We start from the raw sequence: 18,939 nt of genomic DNA, 5'->3' as shown, positions 1-18,939 counted from the left end.
ATTTTTCGAGCAGGGCGGGTACACCCCCTGTATGGAACCAATGGAACTGGCTGTCCCGCACACCGTGGCCCTGCTGATGTGGGTCGCCGGCATCGTCGTGGCCGGCGTGCTCCTGGCCGCCTTCTTCTGGGGCCGGCGCGCCCAAGCACGCGAGACGCGCACGCCGAGCCCCGAAGAGCAGCCGAAACGGCCGTACGACGGACCGGTGCGGGAGGAGCGGGAGTACCGCGACCCGGACGAGATGCCGCAGGACGGCGGCCGTCTCACGCCGCACGAGCTCAACGACGGGTACGGCAAGTCCGGCACGCACCCCAGCCCCTCCCAGGACCCGGACGACCACAGGAAGGGCAGCGGCGGCAGCTTCGGCGGCGGCGGCCTCGGAAGCTGAGGCGGCCGAGGCGGCCGCGGCCGGAAATAGACCCGTACGGCGGCGATACACCCCGTGCCGCTCCCGGGAACCCATAGGGCTGCCCCTCAGCGGACCGACCCACGGAGTGACATGACCACCGCCAGAGACATCATGACCGGCGGCGCGGAGTGCATCGGCGCCGAAGAAAGCGTCCTGCTCGCCGCCCGGAAGATGACCGAGCTCGGCGTCGGGGCGCTGCCCATCTGCGGCACCGACAACCGGCTCAAGGGCATGCTGACGGACCGCGACATCGTCGTGAAGGTCCTCGGCCAGGGCAAGGACCCGGCCGGCACCAAGGCCGGTGAGCTCGCCCAGGGCGAGGCCGTCACCATCGGCGCGGACGACGACGCCGACGAGATCATGCGCACCATGACGTCCCACAAGGTCCGCCGACTGCCGGTGATCGACGGCCACGACCTCATCGGCGTCGTCGCCCAGGCCGACGTCGCCCGCAGCCTTCCCGACCCGTCCGTGGGACAGCTCCTCGAAGCCCTCTCCTCCGACTGAACACGCAGTCGGGCCCCGCGTTCCCGATGCCCGCCCGCGACGCCGCCACCGGCGTGGCGCGGCGGGCATTCCGCGTGCCCGACGGCGCGAACGCGTCACCCGTATGCCGTACACCACCGAGCCGTCCGCGCTGACCTGACAGAGGCTGATCGAGAACTCGGCGGCCCCGGAAGCCGCCGGCGACCGGCGGTCGGCACCGCATCGGGTACGCCGTCCCCGTGTACGGAGGAGTCCTGGATGACCACAGCTCTGTCAGGAAAGTGGGAGCACGCCGTCGTCACCGGCGGCGGAGGCTTCGTCGGCTCGCACCTCTGCACCGCCCTGCTGGCCGCAGGCACCGCTGTGACCTGCGTCGACGACTTCAGCACCGGGCGGCCCGAGAATCTGGCGCCGCTCCTCGACCGGCCCGGCTTCCGGCTGATACAGGCGAACGTCGCCGAGGGACTCACCGTGGAGCGGCCCGTCGACCTCGTCCTCCACTTCGCCTCCCCGGCGTCGCCCGCCGACTACCTGCGGCTCCCCCTCCACACCCTGGACACGGGCAGCCTCGGCACACGTCACGCCCTGGAACTCGCCCACCGGTCCGACGCCCGCTTCGTACTCGCCTCGACCTCGGAGGTCTACGGAGATCCGGAGCAGAACCCCCAGGACGAGCGGTACTGGGGCCACGTCAACCCGGTCGGACCGCGCAGCGTGTACGACGAGGCGAAGCGGTTCGGCGAGGCCCTGACCACCGCACACGCCGACGCCGAAGGCACCGACACCGGCATCGTGCGCCTCTTCAACACCTACGGGCCCCGGATGCGCGGCCACGACGGCCGTGCGGTGCCGACCTTCGTCCGGCAGGCACTCGACGGCGAGCCGCTGACCGTCACCGGCGACGGCAACCAGACCCGCTCGCTCTGCTACGTCGACGACACCGTGCGCGGCATCCTCGCGGCAGCCGCCCACGGCATGCGCGGCCCGGTCAACATCGGCAACCCCACCGAGATCACCATGCTCGAACTGGCGCGCCTGGTCATCGAACTCACCGGCTCCCGCTCGGAGATCCGCTTCATCGACCGGCCGACGGACGACCCGGCCGTGCGCTGCCCGGACATCACCCTGGCCCGCGACAAGCTCGGCTGGGAACCGGAAGTCGCCGCCGAGGAAGGCCTGCGGCGCACCATCGACTGGTTCCGCGCCACAGCGGGCCACTGACCGCCGCGCGGCGCGCCCACCGAGCCGCCGCCCCTCGCGGGAAACCTGCCTGCCCAGACCCAGCTTGGTCATGTTCCCCGTACCGCTGTCGGACGTGCGCCCACGCGCCCGCGACCGCGGCACCGGACACGGGCCAAGGACCGCCGACAGAATCTCGGACACTCCATGCGCGTCCTCGGAATCAACGCCCTCTTCCACGACCCCGCAGCCGCCCTCGTGATCGACGGCAGAACCGTCGCCGCCGCCGAGGAGGAGCGGTTCTCCCGGCGCAAACACGGCAAACGGCCCCTGCCGTTCTCGGCTTGGGAACTGCCCGAACAGGCCGCCGCCTGGTGCCTGAGCAGGGCCGGCCTACGGCCCGAGGACCTCGACGCGGTCGCCTACTCCTACGACCCCGAACTCGCCAGGCCCGCCGAGTCCATGGGCCTCGACGACCCCTGGGACCACCTGCGCCAGACCTACGCCCGCGAGGCCCCGAACTTCCTCAGGACGGCGCTGCCGGGGCTCGATCCGGGCATCGTCCGCTTCGTACCGCACCACATGGCCCACGCCGCGTCGAGCGCCTTCGCCGCGCCGGACGCGGAGGACTCCTCGGTCCTCGTGCTCGACGGCCGCGGCGAGCGCGCCTCGCACCTCGCCGCCCGACGCGTCCGCGACAAGCTGGAGCCGCTGTACGCCCAGGACCTGCCGCACTCGCTCGGCCTCGTCTACGAAGAGCTCACCGGGCACCTCGGATTCCTGCGTTCCTCCGACGAGTTCAAGGTGATGGCCCTCGCCTCCCACGGCACCCCCCGCATGCTCCCGGAGCTGCGCCGGCACGTGTATCCGACGGGCGACGGAGGGTTCCGCGCGACCGCCGTGCCGTGGCACGAGCTGTGCCCGCCGCGCGGCGCGGACGAACCGTGGACCCAGGACCACGCGGACGTGGCCGCCAGCGCTCAGGCCGTCCTCGAAGAGACCCTGCTCGACCTCGCACGCTGGCTGCACGGCAAGACGCATCACGACGTGCTCACCCTCGCCGGCGGCGTCGCGCTGAACTGCGTCGCCAACTCCAGGATCGCCCGCGAAGGGCCCTTCTCCCGGGTGTGGGTGCAGCCCGCGGCCGGCGACGCGGGCACGGCACTGGGCGGCGCGCTGCTCCTCACCGCGGGCGAGGGCGTCACGACGGAGCCCATGACCGGCGCCGACCTCGGCCGCGACTGGTCGGACGCCGAACTCGGCGCCTGGCTGAAGACCGCCGCCGTGACCTTCGAGCGGCCCGCGGACATCGCCGCGACGGTCGCGCGGGCGCTGGCGGAGAACCGGATCGTCGCCTGGTTCCAGGGCCGGTCCGAGTACGGCCCACGGGCGCTCGGCCACCGCTCGCTCATGGCCCACCCCGGGCACGCGGGCAACCTGGAACGCCTCAACGACGTCAAGGGCCGCGAACAGTTCCGGCCCGTCGCCCCCATGGTCCTCGCCGACCGCGCCCCGGAGATCTTCGACGGGCCGATGCCCAGCCCGTACATGCTCTTCGTGCACGACGTGGCGGAACCCTGGCGGGACCGGATCCCGGCCGTCGTCCACGTCGACGGAACCGCCCGCATCCAGACCGTCGACCCGGTGCAGGAGCCCTTGGTCGCCCGCATGCTCGGCGAGTTCGAGAAGCTCACCGGGCTGCCCGTCGTGGTCAACACCAGCCTGAACACGGCAGGCCGCCCCATGGTGGACGACCCGCGCGACGCGCTGGAGTGCTTCGGCTCCTCGCCCGTCGACCTGCTGGCCATCGGCCCGTACGCCATCCGCCGCCAGGACCTCTTCCGCGGCTCCGAAGGCGGCGGTGCCTGATGACCGCCGACAAGAAGACGACCGGCCACAAGAAGCGGAACGGAAACACCCCCGAAGGCACGTACGCCGTGGTGATCCCCACTCTCGGACGGCCGAGCCTGCGCGTGACCCTCCGCGCCCTCGCCGACGCCGCGGGACCCGCACCGGACCGTGTGATCCTCGTCGACGACCGGCCGGGAGCCGAGGGCACGACCCCGCTGCCGGTCGAGGTCCCGGCCGCCCTGCGGCCCTTCACCACCGTGGTCGAGGGCAAGGCCCGCGGGCCCGCCGCGGCCCGCAACACGGGATGGCGGGCGGCCGGGCGCGTGCCGTGGATCGTCTTCCTCGACGACGACGTCGTCCCCGGCCCCACCTGGTGCGACGACCTCGCACTCGACCTCGCCGCGGCGGCCCCGCGCGACGCCGCGGTCACCGCCCACATCGACGTCCCGCTCCCCGACGACCGCAGGCCCACGGACTGGGAACGCAACACCGCGGGGCTCGCCACCGCCCGGTGGATCACCGCGGACATGGCGTACCGCCGCGAGGCCCTGGAGGCCGTCGGCGGCTTCGACGAGCGGTTCCGGCGCGCCTTCAGGGAAGACGCCGACCTCGCGCTGCGGGTGCTCGCCGCAGGCTGGACGGTGGACGCGGGAACGCGCACCACGGCACACCCCGTACGCCCCGCCGACCGCTGGGTCTCCGTGCGTGTGCAGGCCGGCAACGCGGACGACGTACTCATGACGCGGCTGCACGGACCCGACTGGTGGGCCCGCGCCGCCGCGCCGCGCGGCCGGCTGCACCGCCACATCGCGGTGACCGCGGCGGCCGCAGGGACCCTCGCCTGCGCCGCGCTCCGCAGGCCGGGGGCCGCCACCCTCTGCGCCGCCGGCTGGCTGGCCGGCACCGCCGAGTTCGCCCTCGCCCGGATCCTGCCGGGGCCGCGGAACCGGGAAGAAGTCACCGCCATGGCGCTGACCAGCGTGCTCATCCCGCCCGCTGCCGTCTGGCACTGGCTGCGCGGACAGGCCGTGCACCGACGGGTCGAACAGCTCGGCCCGCACCCGGCCGTGCCCGGACACGGCTCGCCCCCGCCGGTCCGGCCGGCCCACGAGGAACGGGTGCGCCGATGAGCCGGCGCCCTCCGGAAACCCCGCGCACGGACACCCTCGCCCACGGCCGCGAAGGGCCCTGGCTGATCGACGGCCCCCGAGGGGCGGTGGCGACCCCGCGCGGCGACCACCCGGACCTGCCCGCGGCGATCCTCTTCGACCGCGACGGCACCCTCGTCGAGGACGTGCCCTACAACGGCGACCCCGCGCTGGTGCGGCTCGCACCGACCGTGCGCGCCGCCGTCCGGGCCGTCCGGGCGGCGGGCATCCCGGTCGGCGTCGTGAGCAACCAGTCGGGCGTGGCCCGTGGCCTGCTGACGCGCGCCCAGGTCGACGCGGTGCGGCGGCGCGTGGAGGACCTCCTCGGACCCTTCGCCGTCTGGGCCATCTGTCCGCACGGCCCCGGCGACGGCTGCGGCTGCCGCAAACCGGCGCCCGGCCTGGTGCTCGCCGCGTGCGAACGGCTCGGCGTCCCGCCCGGGCGCACCACCGTCATCGGCGACATCGGGGCCGACACGGACGCCGCCCGCGCCGCCGGAGCCCGCGGCGTCCTCGTTCCCACCCCGGTCACCCGCGCCGAGGAGATCGAGGCGGCCGACACCGTGGCCCCCGACCTGCTCACCGCGGTCCGCCTCGTCCTCGACGGGCGGGGCGCGGACCGCCCGGCGGCAGCCGTGTGCGCGCCCGGGGCGGGCACAGGTGCGGGGGAGGGGGAGCGGCGATGACCGGCACCCCGTCCCTTCCGCGCACGCTCGTCGTACGTCTCGACAGCGCGGGCGACGTGCTGCTCGCCGGGCCCGCCGTGCGTGCCGTGGCGGCAGGCTCCTCCTACACCGCGCTGCTCTGCGGGCCGCAGGGCGTCCACGCGGGCGAGCTGCTGCCCGGCGTGGACGACGTGCTGGTGTACGACGCCCCCTGGGTGGGCCTGGAGCCCGCGCGGGTGTCGCGCGAGGCGACGCGCCAGGTGCTCAACACCATGACGGCAGGACGCTTCGACCGGGCCCTGATCCTCGTCTCCTACCACCAGAGCCCGCTGCCCGTCGCGCTGCTCCTCAAGCTCGCCGGAGTCGCCTGGACGGCCGCCGACAGCGAGGACTACCCGGGCGCCCTCCTCGACCTGCGCCACCACCGGCTGCCCCACCGCCACGAGGCCAGGGCCGCCCTCGACCTCGCCGAGGCGTCCGGCTTCGCGCTGCCGCCCGGCGACGACGGGGCCCTGCGGGTGACCACACCGCCCGACACCACACCCCTCACCGGCGGCGAACCCTATGTGGTGCTCCACCCCGGGGCCACCGTGCCCGCCCGCGCCTGGAGCCCCGACCGGGCACGCCGTGCCGTCGCGGCCCTCGCCTCCGCAGGGCACCGGGTCGTGGTCACCGGCGGTCCTGGGGAGCGCGAGCTGACCGCGAAGGTCGCCGGACGGCACGGCCTCGACCTCGGCGGAGCCACCGACCTGCGGCACCTGGCGGGCGTGCTCGCGGCGGCACGAGTGGCGGTGGTCGGCAACACAGGGCCCGGGCACCTCGCCGCCGCCGTGGGCACCCCCGTCGTCAGCCTGTTCGCGCCGGTGGTGCCGGCCGAGCGCTGGGGCCCGTACGGCGTCCGCCACATCCTGCTCGGCGACCAGCGCGAGCGGTGCGCGGACACCAGGGCGCGGACCTGCCCGGTGCCCGGCCACCCCTGTCTCGACGGCATCGGCGACGGCGAGGTGCTCGCCGCGGTGGCGGCACTCATCTCCGATGCCGCCCGGACCGCCGACATCGCCGACGCCGACCGCACAACCGTCCACCGGACGCCTCCGCGACCGGTGACCGAACGAGGAGCGACCGTATGAACATCCTGCTGTGGCACGTGCACGGCTCCTGGACGACCTCGTTCGTGCAGGGGCCCCACACCTACCTCGTTCCCGTCACACCGGACCGCGGCCCCGACGGCCTCGGCCGCGCCCGGACGTTCGCCTGGCCCGACTCCGTGCGCGAGGTCACGCCCGAGGAACTGCGCGACGCCGAGGTCGACCTCGTCCTCTTCCAGCGGCCGCACGAACCCGAGCTGGCCGAACGCCGGCTCGGCGGCCGGCGGCCCGGACGCGACGTGCCCGCCGTGTACCTGGAGCACAACGCACCGGACGGCGACGTGCCCAACACCCGGCACCCGTGCGCCGACCGCGACGACCTCACGCTCGTCCACGTCACGCACTTCAACCGGCTGTTCTGGGACAACGGCACCACCCGCACCGAGGTGATCGAGCACGGCATCGTCGACCCCGGTCACCTCTACACCGGCCGCCTCGACCGGGCCGCCGTCGTCGTCAACGAACCGGTGCGCCGCGGCCGTTACACCGGCACCGACCTCCTCACCGACCTGAGCGAGGCGGCCCCCCTGGATGTCTTCGGCATGCGGACCGAAGGCCTGGCGGAGCACCTGGGCCTCCCCGAGGACCGCTGCCGCACCGCCGACCTGCCGCAGAGCGAACTGCACGCGGCACTCGCCGAGCGCCGCCTGTATCTGCACCCGGTGCGCTGGACGTCCCTCGGCCTCTCCCTGCTGGAGGCCATGCACCTGGGCATGCCGGTCGTGGCGCTCGCCACCACGGAGGCGGTCGAGGCCGTGCCGCGCGGCACGGGCACCCTCTCCACCCGCCCCGAGGTACTGGCGCAGGCCGCCCGGCACTACCTGCACGAACCGGAGGCCGCGGCCGAGGACGGCGCACGCGCCCGCCAGGCCGCTCTCGAAAGGTACGGACTCAAGCGCTTCCTCGACGACTGGGAGCGCGTGCTGACGGAGGCGATCTCATGACCTCGACCCTCGGCCCCCTCGACTCCGGCGTCCTCGGCGCCGAACCCGTCGGCCCCGGCGTGCTGTCGATCGCACTCGTCTCGGAACACGCGAGCCCGCTCGCCGCCCTCGGAGGCGTCGACGCGGGCGGCCAGAACGTGCACGTGGCCTGCCTCGCCGGCGCGCTCGCCGACCGCGGCCACCGGGTGACCGTCTACACCCGCCGGGACGCGCCCGACTTGCCCGAGCGCGTCGCGCTGCGCGCCGGAGTACAGGTGCACCACGTGCCCGCGGGCCCGCCCGAGCAGATACCCAAGGACGAACTCCTGCCCCACATGGGCGAGTTCGGCCGCCATCTGGCGCGGGTCTGGCGCGGCCGGCCGCCCGATGTGGTGCACTCGCACTTCTGGATGTCCGGACTCGCCTCGCTGTGGGCCACGCGCGAAGCCGGCCTGCCCCTGCTGCACACGTATCACGCCCTCGGCACGGTGAAGCGACGCCACCAGCAGCTCGCCGACCCCAGCCCGCCCCAGCGGATCGCGCTGGAGACGGAGGTGGGCCTCGGCTGCGACCGGATCATCGCCACCTGCCGCGACGAGGTCGCCGAGCTGGGCAGGATGGGCGTCCCCGCCGCCAAGGTCGGCATCGTGCCGTGCGGCGTCGACACCGAACTGTTCACCCCGCGAGGGCCGGTCGCCGAGCGCGGCGCCCAGCGCCACCAGCTGCTCCAGCTGGGCCGCCTCGTGCCGCGCAAGGGCGCGGCGGTCTCCGTCGCCGCGCTGGCACAGCTGCCCGAGACCGAACTCGTCGTGGTCGGCGGCCCGCCCGCCGACAGGATCGCCGAGGACCCCGAGGTCCGCAGGCTGCGCGCGCTCGCCCGCGAGGCGGGCGTCGCCGACCGGGTCCGCTTCACCGGCGGCGTACCGAGCGGCGACGTGCCGCCGCTGCTGCGCGCGGCCGACGTCGTGCTGTGCCCCGCGGACTACGAACCGTTCGGCATCGTGCCGCTGGAGGCGATGGCATGCGGCAGACCGGTCGTCGCCAGCGCCGTCGGCGGACAGCTGGACACGGTCGCCGACCCGGCCACCGGCCGCCTCGTGCCGCCCCGGGACCCCGAGGCCCTGGCCCGCGCGGTCGCCGAACTCCTCGCCGACCCCGCGCTGCGCGAGGCGAGCGGCGAGGCGGGGCGGCGCAGGGTCCTGCGCCGGTACGGCTGGGGCCAGGTCGCCGCGGCCACCGAGGCGGCCTACTGCGAAGTCCTCGACGCCAAGTCCCTCGTGACGGGGGTCGGAGCGGTGTGAGGCACGCACCGGACAGCCCGGTGACCGGTGCCGGTCACCGCGGGCGCTCCCGACCGCCGCCGGCTTCCGCCGGCCGATCGCGCAGCACCGACACCCGAAGGAGGTGCGGGCCCCCGGCGTCCTCAGCGACGCCGCACGCCCGACCAGCATGAGCGAATCCCCCGCACTCGACGCCGCGCAGCTGCACTGCCGGGCACTGGAGCAAGCGCTCGGCCGGCTGCGCCGGGACGGCCTCGGCCGGATCGCGGACTGGGGCGGCAGGCTCGCCGCCGCACTGCCCGCCGGGAGCCGGCTCCTCGCCGCGGGCAACGGCGGCAGCGCCGCCCAGGCCCAGCACCTGACCGCCGAACTCGTCGGCCGCTACCGGCAGGAACGGCCGGCGTACTCCGCCATCTCCCTGCACGCCGAGACATCCAGCATGACCGCCATCGGCAACGACTACGGCTTCGACCACGTGTTCGCCCGCCAGGTCTCCGCCCACGGCAGGCCCGGCGACATCCTCGTCCTGCTGTCCACGTCAGGGCGCAGCGCCAACCTGATCACGGCGGCGGTCGCGGGCCGGGCCGCCGGACTGCGCGTCTGGGCGCTCACAGGGCCGGGCCCGAACCCCGTGGGCGAAGCCGCCGACGAGGTCCTGTACATCGAGGGCGACACCACGGCGACCGTGCAGGAAGCCCACCTCGTCGCCGTCCACCTGCTGTGCGAAGCCTTCGACGCGGCACTCTCCGAACCCGTCGTGGCGACGGCCGGACGCGTCGCGCCCCGCACCGTGATCCCCGTCAACGGGAACGTCTCGTGACCGCGCCGAAGCCGCTCGTCGTCGTCGGGGACGTCCTGCTCGACGAGGACATCGAAGGAGTCGCCACCCGGCTCTCCCCGGACGCCCCCGCGCCCGTCGTCGACGTCACCGTCGACCGGCGCCACCCCGGCGGCGCCGGACTCGCCGCCGCCCTCGCGGCACGCGGCGGCCGTGATGTGACCCTGGTGACCGCACTCGGCGACGACCCCGCGAGCGAAGCGGTGCGCCGCGCGCTCAGCGGCCGGGTCAGGTTGGTGGAGCTGCCGCTGAACGGCACCCTGCCGGTGAAGACGCGCGTCCTCGCGTCCGGCCGCCCGCTGGTGCGCTTCGACCGGGGCGGCGGCACGCCGGGAGAGCCCGACGCCGCGGTGCGCGACGCGCTGGCCGATGCCCACGCGGTCCTCGTCGCGGACTACGGACGGCACACCGCGAGCGCCGTACGCGAACATCTGGCGGCCGTCACCCCCCGCACCCCACTGGTGTGGGACCCGCACCCCAAGGGCGACACGCCGGTTCCGGGCGCGCGGCTCGTCACCCCGAACGCGGCGGAGACCCGCGCCCTGTGCCCCGGCGACGACGAGACGCTGCGCGCGTACGCGGCGCGGGGCGTGGAACTGGCGGACCGCTGGCAGGTCGCCGGAGTCGCCGTCACCCTGGGCGAGCGCGGCGTCCTCCTCACCCGGCCCGGTTCCGGCACGCCGATGCTCATCCCCGCGCCCTACCGCGCGAGCGGCGACCCGTGCGGCGCCGGTGACTGCTTCGCCGCCGCCACGGCCGCCGCCCTCGCCGACGGGGCCCTCCCGGAGGAGGCGCTGCAGCGGGCCGTCGCGGAGGCCGCCGCCTTCGTCTCCGCGGGCGGCGCCACGAACCCGTCCCTGTGGCGGACGACGCCCCAAGACCGCGCCGAGGACGAGCCCCGCACCGACGCGTTCGCCCTCGCGGAACAGGTACGGGCGCGCGGCGGCACGGTGGTGGCGACCGGCGGCTGCTTCGACCTCCTGCACGCGGGCCACGTCGGCCTGCTGGAGAGCGCCCGGCGCATCGGCGACTGCCTCATCGTCTGCCTCAACTCCGACGCGTCGCTCGCCCGCCGCAAAGGCCCCGGGCGGCCGCTCAACCAGGAGGCGGACCGCGTCCGTGTCCTCGAAGCGCTCGGCAGTGTCGACGCCGTGGCCGTCTTCGAGGAGGACACCCCGCAGGAACTGCTCGGCAGGCTGCGGCCCGACGTGTGGGTCAAGGGCGGCGACTACTCCGTCCAGGACCTGCCCGAGGCCGGGACCCTGCGCGCGTGGGGCGGACAGGCCGTCGTCCTGCCGTACCTCGACGGCCGCTCCACCACGCTGCTGGCCCGCCGGGCCGCCGCGGCCGCGACGCCGGCCCGGCCGGCCCCACCCTCGGCCGAGAGGCGCCCCTGAACGTGACCGAAGAGACCACGCGACCGCCGCGGCACGACTCCCCGGCGCCGGACCGCCCCCGAGTCCTGGTGTTGCGAGCACTGGGCCTCGGGGACCTGCTGACCGTCGTACCGGCGCTGCGCGCCCTGCGACGGCGTTTCCCGGCGTACGAGACGGTGCTGGCCGCGCCGGAACGGCTCACCGGCCCCGCCCTGGCCACCGGCCTGGTCGACCGGCTGCTGCCCGCGTCGGCCCCGGGCCGGGCGGTGCCGTCCGGCCTCCCCTGGCCGGGCCCGCCCCCCGACCTGGCCGTGGACCTGCACGGCAACGGCCCCCCGAGCCACCTGCTCCTCCAACGACTGCGGCCCCGACGGCTCCTGGCGTACGCGCACCCGGACACACCCGGCATCGAGGGGCCCGCATGGCGGGACGACGAGCACGAGCGGGACCGGTGGTGCCGGCTGCTGTCCTGGTACGGCATCGACGCGGACCCCGCGGACGTACGGATCCCGTCGCCCGCGACGCCGTCACCGGCACCCGGCGCGGTCGTCGTCCACCCCGGCGCCGACGCGGGCGCCCGCCGCTGGCCGCCGGAGCGGTTCGCCGCCGTGGCCCGGGGACTGGTCGCCCACGGGCACAAGGTCATGGTGACGGCAGGGGCGGGGGAGGAGACGACGGCACGGTACGTGGCGTCGCACGCGGGGCTGCCGGCGGACGCCGTGCTGGGCGGCGCCGCGGATGTGCCGTTCGATCGGCTGACGGCGGTCGTGGCCCACGCCCGCTGCGTGATCGTCGGCGACACCGGCCTGGCCCACCTGGCCACGGCACTCGGCACCCCCTCGGTCGTCCTCTTCGGCCCCGTGGCACCCCGCCTGTGGGGCCCACCGGCGGACCCCCGCCACCGGGCGCTGTGGCACCCGGACACCGACGACGCCTCCCGCCCGGGCGACGCCCACGGCACGCAGCCGGACGAACGCCTCCTCCGGATCACTCCGGAGGAGGTGCTCGCCGCGGTGGGGTCCTTACCGGAGCCGGATCAGTCCCGGTTCCCCGCGCCCCTGACAGACTTCCCCGCGAGGGAATCCGTCGCCGGACGGGTCAGGCCGCCGTTTCCAGGGCGGGCTGCGCCGTGACGCCGCGCCCGTTCTTGCGCAGGAGTACGGGCTCGGTGGTCTGGCGCCTGCGCAGCAGGAACCCCGCTCCGATGGATCCGGCGATGATCAGGCCGCCGGAGACGAGGGCGCCGCGGGCGCCGGCCAGTTCCATGAGGAGGCCGAGCGCGGGCGGCCCGCCGAGGCCCCAGGCGGTGCTGATGCTGCCCCACACGCCGAGCACACGGCCCCGCAGGTGGGCGGGCGGGTCGGTCTGCAGGACGGTCGTCCCCGCGGTGTCGGAGACGGACTCGACGACCGCCATCGGCAGGACGAGGACCAGCAGCACGGCGAAGGACGGGGAGAAGCCCGCCACGACCTGGAGCAGCGCCCCCGCGGCGGCCAGCGTGCCCACGAGCCGCACGGACGGCTTCCGCAGCCGCGCGCCGAGGACCGCGCCGATGATGCCGCCGACGGCGAGGACGGTGGAGACCGTGCCGAACGACCCGGCGCCGCCGGCCAGCGGCCCGGTGACGAGCACGGCGAGCGTGAGGTTGTAGTTCCGCCCGAAGACCGCGCTGACGCCGGTCACCCCCGCCAGGGCCACGAGCCGGGGCCGCCGCATGAAGTACGCGAGGCCCTGCCGGACGGTCATGTGCTCGCCCACCGGCGCGGGCCCGGTCGGCGCCGGCCCTGTCGGCACCGGAGCGACGGACCGGCCGGCCCCGGCCTGGCGCACCGCCCCGTACGCGGGCCGGAGGAAGGGGATGACGGAGGCGACGAAGAGGAACGACACTCCGTTGGCGGCGTACGCGGCGGCCGTGCCGAGGAAGCCGACCGTGACACCGCCGAGCGCGGCACCGGCGAGCCGGCCCGCGCTGTGCACGAGCGAGCCCACGCCGATGGCGGAGGGCACGTCCTCCGGCGGCACGAGGTCGTTGCCCAGCAGGGCACACGCGGGCCCGTCGACCGTGGCGATGACGCCGGTGACGGCCGCGAGGACCATGAGGACCGTCAGGTCGAGTCCGCCGGTCGCCACGAGGACGGCCGTCGTGAAGGCGACGGCGCCGAGCAGCGCCTGGCTGACGGAGGCGGTGAGCTTGCGCGGCCAGCGGTCGACGGCGGCACCGCCCACCAGGCTCATCAGCAGCGCGGGCGCGGCCTGCACGGACATGGAGAGACCGGTGGCGGCGGCGGAGCCGGTGATCTGCAGGACCAGGAGGTTCTGCACGGTGAGCTGCATCCAGGTGCCGGCGTTCGACACGAAGTTGGCGACGGACCACCAGCGCATGCTCCGGTACCGCAGGGACCGCCACGGCGACCGGGATGCGGACGCGGAGGCATGAGCGGACACCGGCGGGGCAGGAGAGGAGGGAGAAGAAGACACAGGGGCACTCGAAGACTCGGGGTGAGTCCGGAGGGACGGACTCAGGCGGAGGTCTCGGCGGGAGCTCGGAACACCGGCAGCACTGCGCGGTCACTCCACCGGATCTGTCTGGGGCGCCGCGCTGCGGGAGGGGCGTCGGCGGGGTGCGCCAAGTGGCGCGTGGACGCCCCGGAAGTACGGCGATGACCATGGTGGCAGACCGGTTCGCCGCGCTTCGGGACGGCTCTGCCGGACGCGACGCCGAACGGGCACAAAATCGTTCCCCCGCAAGGGATTTGGCGGTTCTGGTGTGCTTGCTCACACGGTCTTCCGGCGGCCCCGTGACCCCTCTTCCGGGCCCTCCGCGCGTGAGGGGCGCCACAGCCGCGCGCCGCCCGCCCGTCGCCCGGCCCGAGGTGCCGGACTCCGCACCGGCCGTCACAGTGGGAAGCGGGGCGGTCGCGGAGCGCACCGCCGTCAACGGGAACGACGGAAGGCACAGGCATGGGCGGCGCACCACAGGTCGACCTCCACGGCAAGCAGGCTCTCGTGACCGGCTCGGCCAGAGGCCTCGGCGCCTCGATCGCCAGGAAACTGGCCGCGGCGGGCGCGACGGTCCTGGTCGCCGACGTCCGCAAGGAAATGGCCGTCGAGCTGTGCGACGAGCTCGCCGCCGAGGGTCTCGACGCCCGGTTCCTTGAGATGGACGTGCGGGACGCCCCGGGAGTCGCCGCGGCCTTCCGTGACCTGGACGAGGCGGGCCGCCCCCTCGACATCCTGGTGAACAACGCGGCCGTGGACGTCTCCAAGCCGATCGAGCACCTGACGGCCGACGAGGTGACGCGGGTCGTCGAGACCAACCTGCTCGGGCCGATGTACCTGTGCCTGGAGACGTACCGGCGCATGATCGCCCGCGGCGGCGGCCACATTGTGAACATCCTGTCCACCGCCGCGAACCGGACCTGGACCGAGGCGGGACCGTACGCGGCGGGCAAGTCGGGTCTGCGCGCGTTCACCCACACGCTGTTCAAGGAGGCCCAGCGCGACTGCGTGGGCATCGGCGTCACCGGGATCATCGCGGGCGGCATGGAGACCCCGTTCATCATGGAGCGCTTCCCGGACGCCGACGTGAGCATGCTGCAGAGCCCGGACATCGTCGCCGACACGGTCCTGTACGCCCTGTCGGTCCCGGCCGGCAGCGTGGTGGGCGAGCTGGTCGTCGTACCGCGCAGGGAGCCGTCCTGGCCGTGAGGGGCCCGCTCGCGCCCGCGGAGGAGTGACGGACCTACGGACGTCCGTGTCTGAAAGCCGCCCCGGCGGGCACCTGAGGCGCTGCCCACCCGGAAGCGGAAGGAAGGTTCAGCCCATGACGCCGACGATGTTCTCCATGGCGCCGCAGCCACCGCCCCCGTGGGAGAGGGCCATGGTCACCGCGGGAGCCGGCTTCCTCGGCTCGCACCTGTGCGAACGGCTGCTGGACGCGGGCGTGGCGGTCGACTGCGTGGACGACATGTCGCCCGGCTCGGCCCGCAACGTCCGGCACCTGGCGGACCACCCGGGGTTCCGCGTCCTGGAACGGGACCTCGCGCGACCCGGCTGCGCCGACACCCTCCCCGGACCCTACGACCTGGTCGTGCACTTCGCGTGCCCCGCCCCGGCGGCCGCCGCACGCCCCCTGGAGACGCTGGACGCCGGCAGCCTCGGCGCCCGCAACGCCCTGGCCGTCGCCGAGCGCGACGGGGCCCGCTTCCTCCTGGCGTCCACCTGCCCCGCCCACGGCGACCCGGCCGGGCCCGCCGACGAGACCCAGCGCTTCTCGGAGGCGCTGACCACCGCGTACGTGAGCGCCAAGGAGGCGGACGCGGGCATCGTGCGCGTCTTCCCCGCGTACGGGCCGCGCATGGACGCCGAGGACGGCCGGCTGATCCCCGACCTGATCCGGCAGGCGCTGAGCGGGGGACCGGTGACCGTGGCCGGAGACGGCGGCGGTACACCCTCGCTGTGCTACGTCGACGACACGGTCGACGGTGTCCTCCTGGTCGCCGCGAGCCGCTCCGTGCGGCCCGTCGACATCGGCGGCGACCCCGGGCCGACCCTGGCGGAGATCGCCCGACGGGTCCTGGAGCTCACCGGCTCCGACGCGCGCCCTGAGTTCACCGGGCCGCGCGCCGACGCCGTCGAGCCCCCCGCGCCCGCCACCGGCTTCGCCCACGAACTCTTCGGGTGGACGCCCAAGGTCTCCCTGGACGACGGGCTCAAGCGCACCATCGCCCACTTCCAGAACGGCGGACCAGACGCACCGAGTGCCGAGGGAGGCGTACGCCATGCGTGCTCCTGGTGACGACCTGCGGGGGAGCGTGGCGAAGGCGCTCGTCGTCTGCCTGGACGGCATGAGCGGTGTGCTCCTGGCCGGGCCCGCCGTCCGCGCCGTCGCGACGAGGGCCGACCACGTGGCGATGTTGTGCGGGCCGCGCGGCGCGCCCGCCGCCGGGCTGCTGCCCCACGTCGACGAAGTCCTCGTCTGGGAGGCGCCCTGGGAGGGCGACCGGCCGCCGTCGGTGGACGAGGCGGACGTCGAGGGCCTGCTGACGCGCATGAGGGACGCGGCGTACGACGTCGCCCTCGTCGTCACGTCCTTCGAGCAGAGCCCGCTGCCCATCGCGCTCCTGCTGCGCATGGCGCAGGTCCCCCGCATCGGGGCCGACAGCACCGACCACGCGGGCAGCCTCATCGACGTGCACCACCGGCGGCTGCCCGGCAGGCACGACGCCGAAGCGGCGCTCGACACGGCAGCGGCCCTCGGCTTCTCACCCAGGACCGGCGACGACGGCCGGCTCCGCGTGCTCCCGGCCCCCGACACGACGGGCCTCACCGGGAACGGCCCGTACGTCGTGGTGCACCCGGGCACCGCGGCACCCGCCCGCGCCTGGGACGCCGGACGCGCGGCCGAGACGGTCGCCCTGCTCGCCGACGCGGGCCACCGCGTCGTCGTCACCGGCGGCCCCGAGGAGACCGCCCTGACCCGGCGGGTCAGCGGCGACACCGCCGTCGACCTCGGCGGCCGCACCGACCTGCGGACCCTGGCCGGCGTCCTGCGCACGGCCGACGTCGTGGTCGCGGGCGACACCGGCCCGGCCCACCTCGCCGCCGCGACCGGCACCCCGGTCGTCTCCGTCGGCCCCCAGGACGTACCCGCGGAACGGCGCAGCCCCTACGGCGTGCCCGCCGTGCTCCTCGGGGACCAGGACGTGTGCGCGGACACCGGCCGCCCGGGCCTGACCGCGGCACCGCCGGACGACGTGGTGCGCGCGGTGCGGAAACTTCTGAAGGAGAGCACGTGAGCGCAGGTCCCCCGCGCACCACCGTCGCCGTGATCACCAGGAACCGCCGCGAGAGCGTGCTGCGCACCCTCGACCGGCTCGCCGCGCTGCCGGAGCGGCCGCCCGTCGTCGTCGTGGACAACGGCTCCACCGACGCGACGGCCGACGCGGTGCGCGCCCACCCCGTCGGCGCCCATGTCGTCGAGGCCGGACGCAACACCGGAGCCCTCGGCCGCAACCTCGCGGTGCGGCACGCCACCACGCCGTACGTGGCCTTCAGCGACGACGACTCCTGGTGGGCCCCCGGCGCCCTCGACACGGCCGCCGACCTCCTCGACGCGCATCCACGCCTCGGGCTCCTGGCCGCCCGCACCCTGGTCGGCCCCGAGACCCACGAGGACCCGCTCAACCGCGTACTCGCCGAGTCGCCGCTGCCACCCGTCCACGACCTGCCCGGCCGCCCCGTACTCGGCTTCCTCGCCTGCGCGGCGGTGGCCCGGCGCGCGGCCTTCCTGGAGGCGGGCGGCTACCACCGGGTGCTGTTCTTCGGCGGCGAGGAGACCCTGCTCGCCTACGACCTGGCGGCCCGTGGCTGGGGCGTGACCTACGCGCCCTCCGTGACCGCCCACCACCACCCCGACCCCGCCACCCGGCCGGGCCGCTCCGCGGTGCAGCGGCGCAACGCCCTCCTCACCGCCTGGCTCCGGCGGCCGGTCCACGTGGCCCTGCGCGGCACTGCGCACCTCGCCGCGGCGGCCGCCCGCGGGGAACGGGACGCCGCGAGCGCCCTCAAAGGCGTACTCGTCCGCCTCCCCGCCGCTCTCAGCGCCCGGGAACCGCTGCCCGCCCGCATCGAGTCCGCGGCCCGCCTGCTGGACCGGGCCCCTTCCTGACCACCACCTCTCCCGAACCGTTCCGACAAGGATCAGTGCAGATGACGCACGAGACCGACCCCCGTACGACCGTCGTCGTGATCACCAAGGACCGCCGCCGCGAACTGCTGCGGACCCTGCGCACCCTGCGGGACCTCCCCGAACGGCCCCACGTGATCGTCACCGACAACGCGTCGAGCGACGGCACGGCCGAGGCGGTCGCCCGATACTTCCCCGAGGTCCGACTGCTGCGGCCGGGTCGGAACCTGGGAGCCGTCGGGCGCAACCTCGCCGTCCGCCACGTCCGCACGCCGTACGTGGCGTTCTGCGACGACGACAGCTGGTGGGACCCGGGATCGCTGCGGCGCGCCGCGGACCACCTCGACGCGCACCCGGCGCTCGCGGCCGTGACGGCCCGCATCGTGGTCGAACCGTCGGGGGAGGAGGACCCCGTCGTCGCCGAGCTGCGCGACTCCCCGCTCTCGGGACCCGACTGGCTGCCAGGACCGGCCCTCGGCTCGTTCCTGGCCGCCGCGACCGTCATCAGAGCCGACGCCTTCCGGGACGCGGGCGGCTTCCACCCCGGGCTGTGGCTCGGCGGTGAGGAGGAACTCCTCGCCACCGACCTCCTGACACAGGGGCACTGGCTGAGCTACGTACCGGAACTGACCGTCCATCACGCGGCGTCGACGGTCCGGGACAGCACCGACCGGCGCGTCCTCGGCCTGCGCAACACCCTGTGGTTCACCTGGCTGCGCCGCCCCTGGCCCTCGGCGCTGCGCCGCACCGGCCACCTGTTGCGCACCGTGCCGCGCGACCGGCCCTCCCTGCGTGCCGTCGCCCGGGCGGTGGCGGGCCTGCCCTGGGTCCTCCGGCAGCGGGCCCCCGTGCCCCCGCCGATCGAGGACCGCCTCGTCGCCCTGGAGAAGGCGCGCCGCCACTCGACGGCACGCCGCTACGTCGGCTGAGCCGTGGAGAGGTGAGCCG

Annotated in this window: 18 protein-coding genes; 17 read left to right on the top strand and 1 reads right to left on the bottom strand. The window is 75.2% G+C overall.

Annotated features, from left to right (window positions below; genetic code table 11):
• Window positions 1–31: 31 nt before the first annotated feature.
• The 12 genes from AB0H82_RS06570 (at window position 32) to AB0H82_RS06515 (ending at window position 12,436) form a co-directional block, all read left to right on the top strand.
• Window positions 32–388 (top strand): DUF6479 family protein, encoded by a 357-nt coding sequence (locus AB0H82_RS06570; RefSeq protein ID WP_362989491.1) that lies wholly within the window; start codon window positions 32–34, stop codon window positions 386–388.
• 111 nt (window positions 389–499) lie between these two features.
• Window positions 500–916: a CBS domain-containing protein gene (locus AB0H82_RS06565; protein WP_362989489.1), complete on the top strand. Its 417-nt coding sequence runs from the start codon at window positions 500–502 to the stop codon at window positions 914–916.
• Window positions 917–1,153: 237 nt separating this feature from the next.
• Window positions 1,154–2,116: an NAD-dependent epimerase/dehydratase family protein gene (locus AB0H82_RS06560; protein WP_362989487.1), complete on the top strand. Its 963-nt coding sequence runs from the start codon at window positions 1,154–1,156 to the stop codon at window positions 2,114–2,116.
• Window positions 2,117–2,281: 165 nt separating this feature from the next.
• Entirely contained in the window at window positions 2,282–3,943 is a 1,662-nt protein-coding gene (locus AB0H82_RS06555) for a carbamoyltransferase C-terminal domain-containing protein (protein WP_362989485.1), read from the top strand.
• Entirely contained in the window at window positions 3,943–5,055 is a 1,113-nt protein-coding gene (locus AB0H82_RS06550) for a glycosyltransferase (RefSeq protein WP_362989483.1), read from the top strand. Before AB0H82_RS06555 ends, AB0H82_RS06550 begins: the two co-directional genes overlap by 1 nt.
• Window positions 5,052–5,759, top strand: a complete 708-nt coding sequence (locus AB0H82_RS06545; protein WP_362989481.1) for an HAD family hydrolase — start codon at window positions 5,052–5,054, stop codon at window positions 5,757–5,759. The genes AB0H82_RS06550 and AB0H82_RS06545 overlap by 4 nt, the downstream gene beginning before the upstream one ends.
• On the top strand, window positions 5,756–6,868 hold the full coding sequence (locus AB0H82_RS06540) for a glycosyltransferase family 9 protein (protein ID WP_362989479.1): 1,113 nt from the start codon (window positions 5,756–5,758) through the stop codon (window positions 6,866–6,868). Before AB0H82_RS06545 ends, AB0H82_RS06540 begins: the two co-directional genes overlap by 4 nt.
• Complete coding sequence (locus tag AB0H82_RS06535) at window positions 6,865–7,830, top strand: glycosyltransferase (protein WP_362989477.1); 966 nt, start codon at window positions 6,865–6,867, stop codon at window positions 7,828–7,830. The genes AB0H82_RS06540 and AB0H82_RS06535 overlap by 4 nt, the downstream gene beginning before the upstream one ends.
• Complete coding sequence (locus tag AB0H82_RS06530; RefSeq protein ID WP_362989476.1) at window positions 7,827–9,110, top strand: glycosyltransferase; 1,284 nt, start codon at window positions 7,827–7,829, stop codon at window positions 9,108–9,110. Before AB0H82_RS06535 ends, AB0H82_RS06530 begins: the two co-directional genes overlap by 4 nt.
• 148 nt (window positions 9,111–9,258) lie before the next feature.
• Window positions 9,259–9,909: an SIS domain-containing protein gene (locus AB0H82_RS06525; protein WP_362989474.1), complete on the top strand. Its 651-nt coding sequence runs from the start codon at window positions 9,259–9,261 to the stop codon at window positions 9,907–9,909.
• Window positions 9,906–11,324: a D-glycero-beta-D-manno-heptose 1-phosphate adenylyltransferase gene (rfaE2, locus tag AB0H82_RS06520; RefSeq protein ID WP_362989472.1), complete on the top strand. Its 1,419-nt coding sequence runs from the start codon at window positions 9,906–9,908 to the stop codon at window positions 11,322–11,324. Before AB0H82_RS06525 ends, rfaE2 begins: the two co-directional genes overlap by 4 nt.
• 2 nt (window positions 11,325–11,326) lie before the next feature.
• Window positions 11,327–12,436, top strand: coding sequence for a glycosyltransferase family 9 protein (locus tag AB0H82_RS06515; protein ID WP_362989470.1), 1,110 nt, complete (start codon window positions 11,327–11,329; stop codon window positions 12,434–12,436).
• Here the strand turns inward: AB0H82_RS06515 and AB0H82_RS06510 are convergent.
• Window positions 12,402–13,826: an MFS transporter gene (locus tag AB0H82_RS06510; protein WP_362989662.1), complete on the bottom strand. Its 1,425-nt coding sequence runs from the start codon at window positions 13,824–13,826 to the stop codon at window positions 12,402–12,404. The genes AB0H82_RS06515 and AB0H82_RS06510 overlap by 35 nt on opposite strands.
• A 438-nt stretch (window positions 13,827–14,264) precedes the next feature.
• Between AB0H82_RS06510 and AB0H82_RS06505 the strand changes: the two genes are divergently transcribed.
• The 5 genes from AB0H82_RS06505 to AB0H82_RS06485 all read left to right on the top strand — a co-directional run bounded on the left by AB0H82_RS06505 (window position 14,265) and on the right by AB0H82_RS06485 (window position 18,920).
• Window positions 14,265–15,011, top strand: coding sequence for an SDR family oxidoreductase (locus AB0H82_RS06505; RefSeq protein ID WP_362989468.1), 747 nt, complete (start codon window positions 14,265–14,267; stop codon window positions 15,009–15,011).
• 115 nt (window positions 15,012–15,126) lie between these two features.
• Entirely contained in the window at window positions 15,127–16,101 is a 975-nt protein-coding gene (locus AB0H82_RS06500) for an NAD-dependent epimerase/dehydratase family protein (protein WP_362989466.1), read from the top strand.
• Complete coding sequence (locus AB0H82_RS06495; protein ID WP_362989464.1) at window positions 16,085–17,101, top strand: glycosyltransferase family 9 protein; 1,017 nt, start codon at window positions 16,085–16,087, stop codon at window positions 17,099–17,101. The genes AB0H82_RS06500 and AB0H82_RS06495 overlap by 17 nt, the downstream gene beginning before the upstream one ends.
• Entirely contained in the window at window positions 17,098–17,973 is an 876-nt protein-coding gene (locus AB0H82_RS06490; protein ID WP_362989462.1) for a glycosyltransferase, read from the top strand. The genes AB0H82_RS06495 and AB0H82_RS06490 overlap by 4 nt, the downstream gene beginning before the upstream one ends.
• Window positions 17,974–18,014: 41 nt before the next feature.
• A complete protein-coding gene (locus tag AB0H82_RS06485; RefSeq protein ID WP_362989460.1) occupies window positions 18,015–18,920 on the top strand; it encodes a glycosyltransferase in 906 nt (301 codons plus the stop codon).
• Window positions 18,921–18,939: the final 19 nt, after the last annotated feature.

The organism is Streptomyces sp. NPDC050732, assembly GCF_040654255.1.
Taxonomy (GTDB): domain Bacteria; phylum Actinomycetota; class Actinomycetes; order Streptomycetales; family Streptomycetaceae; genus Streptomyces.
The sequence above is the reverse complement of the archived record's forward strand: the minus strand, read 5'-3'. Positions and strand labels throughout refer to the sequence as shown.

Coding starts and splice junctions, on each gene's coding strand:
- AB0H82_RS06570 (WP_362989491.1), top strand. CDS start 32: ATGGAACCAATGGAACTGGCTGTCCCGCACACCGTGGCCCTGCTGATG.
- AB0H82_RS06565 (WP_362989489.1), top strand. CDS start 500: ATGACCACCGCCAGAGACATCATGACCGGCGGCGCGGAGTGCATCGGC.
- AB0H82_RS06560 (WP_362989487.1), top strand. CDS start 1,154: ATGACCACAGCTCTGTCAGGAAAGTGGGAGCACGCCGTCGTCACCGGC.
- AB0H82_RS06555 (WP_362989485.1), top strand. CDS start 2,282: ATGCGCGTCCTCGGAATCAACGCCCTCTTCCACGACCCCGCAGCCGCC.
- AB0H82_RS06550 (WP_362989483.1), top strand. CDS start 3,943: ATGACCGCCGACAAGAAGACGACCGGCCACAAGAAGCGGAACGGAAAC.
- AB0H82_RS06545 (WP_362989481.1), top strand. CDS start 5,052: ATGAGCCGGCGCCCTCCGGAAACCCCGCGCACGGACACCCTCGCCCAC.
- AB0H82_RS06540 (WP_362989479.1), top strand. CDS start 5,756: ATGACCGGCACCCCGTCCCTTCCGCGCACGCTCGTCGTACGTCTCGAC.
- AB0H82_RS06535 (WP_362989477.1), top strand. CDS start 6,865: ATGAACATCCTGCTGTGGCACGTGCACGGCTCCTGGACGACCTCGTTC.
- AB0H82_RS06530 (WP_362989476.1), top strand. CDS start 7,827: ATGACCTCGACCCTCGGCCCCCTCGACTCCGGCGTCCTCGGCGCCGAA.
- AB0H82_RS06525 (WP_362989474.1), top strand. CDS start 9,259: ATGAGCGAATCCCCCGCACTCGACGCCGCGCAGCTGCACTGCCGGGCA.
- AB0H82_RS06505 (WP_362989468.1), top strand. CDS start 14,265: ATGGGCGGCGCACCACAGGTCGACCTCCACGGCAAGCAGGCTCTCGTG.
- AB0H82_RS06500 (WP_362989466.1), top strand. CDS start 15,127: ATGACGCCGACGATGTTCTCCATGGCGCCGCAGCCACCGCCCCCGTGG.
- AB0H82_RS06495 (WP_362989464.1), top strand. CDS start 16,085: ATGCGTGCTCCTGGTGACGACCTGCGGGGGAGCGTGGCGAAGGCGCTC.
- AB0H82_RS06485 (WP_362989460.1), top strand. CDS start 18,015: ATGACGCACGAGACCGACCCCCGTACGACCGTCGTCGTGATCACCAAG.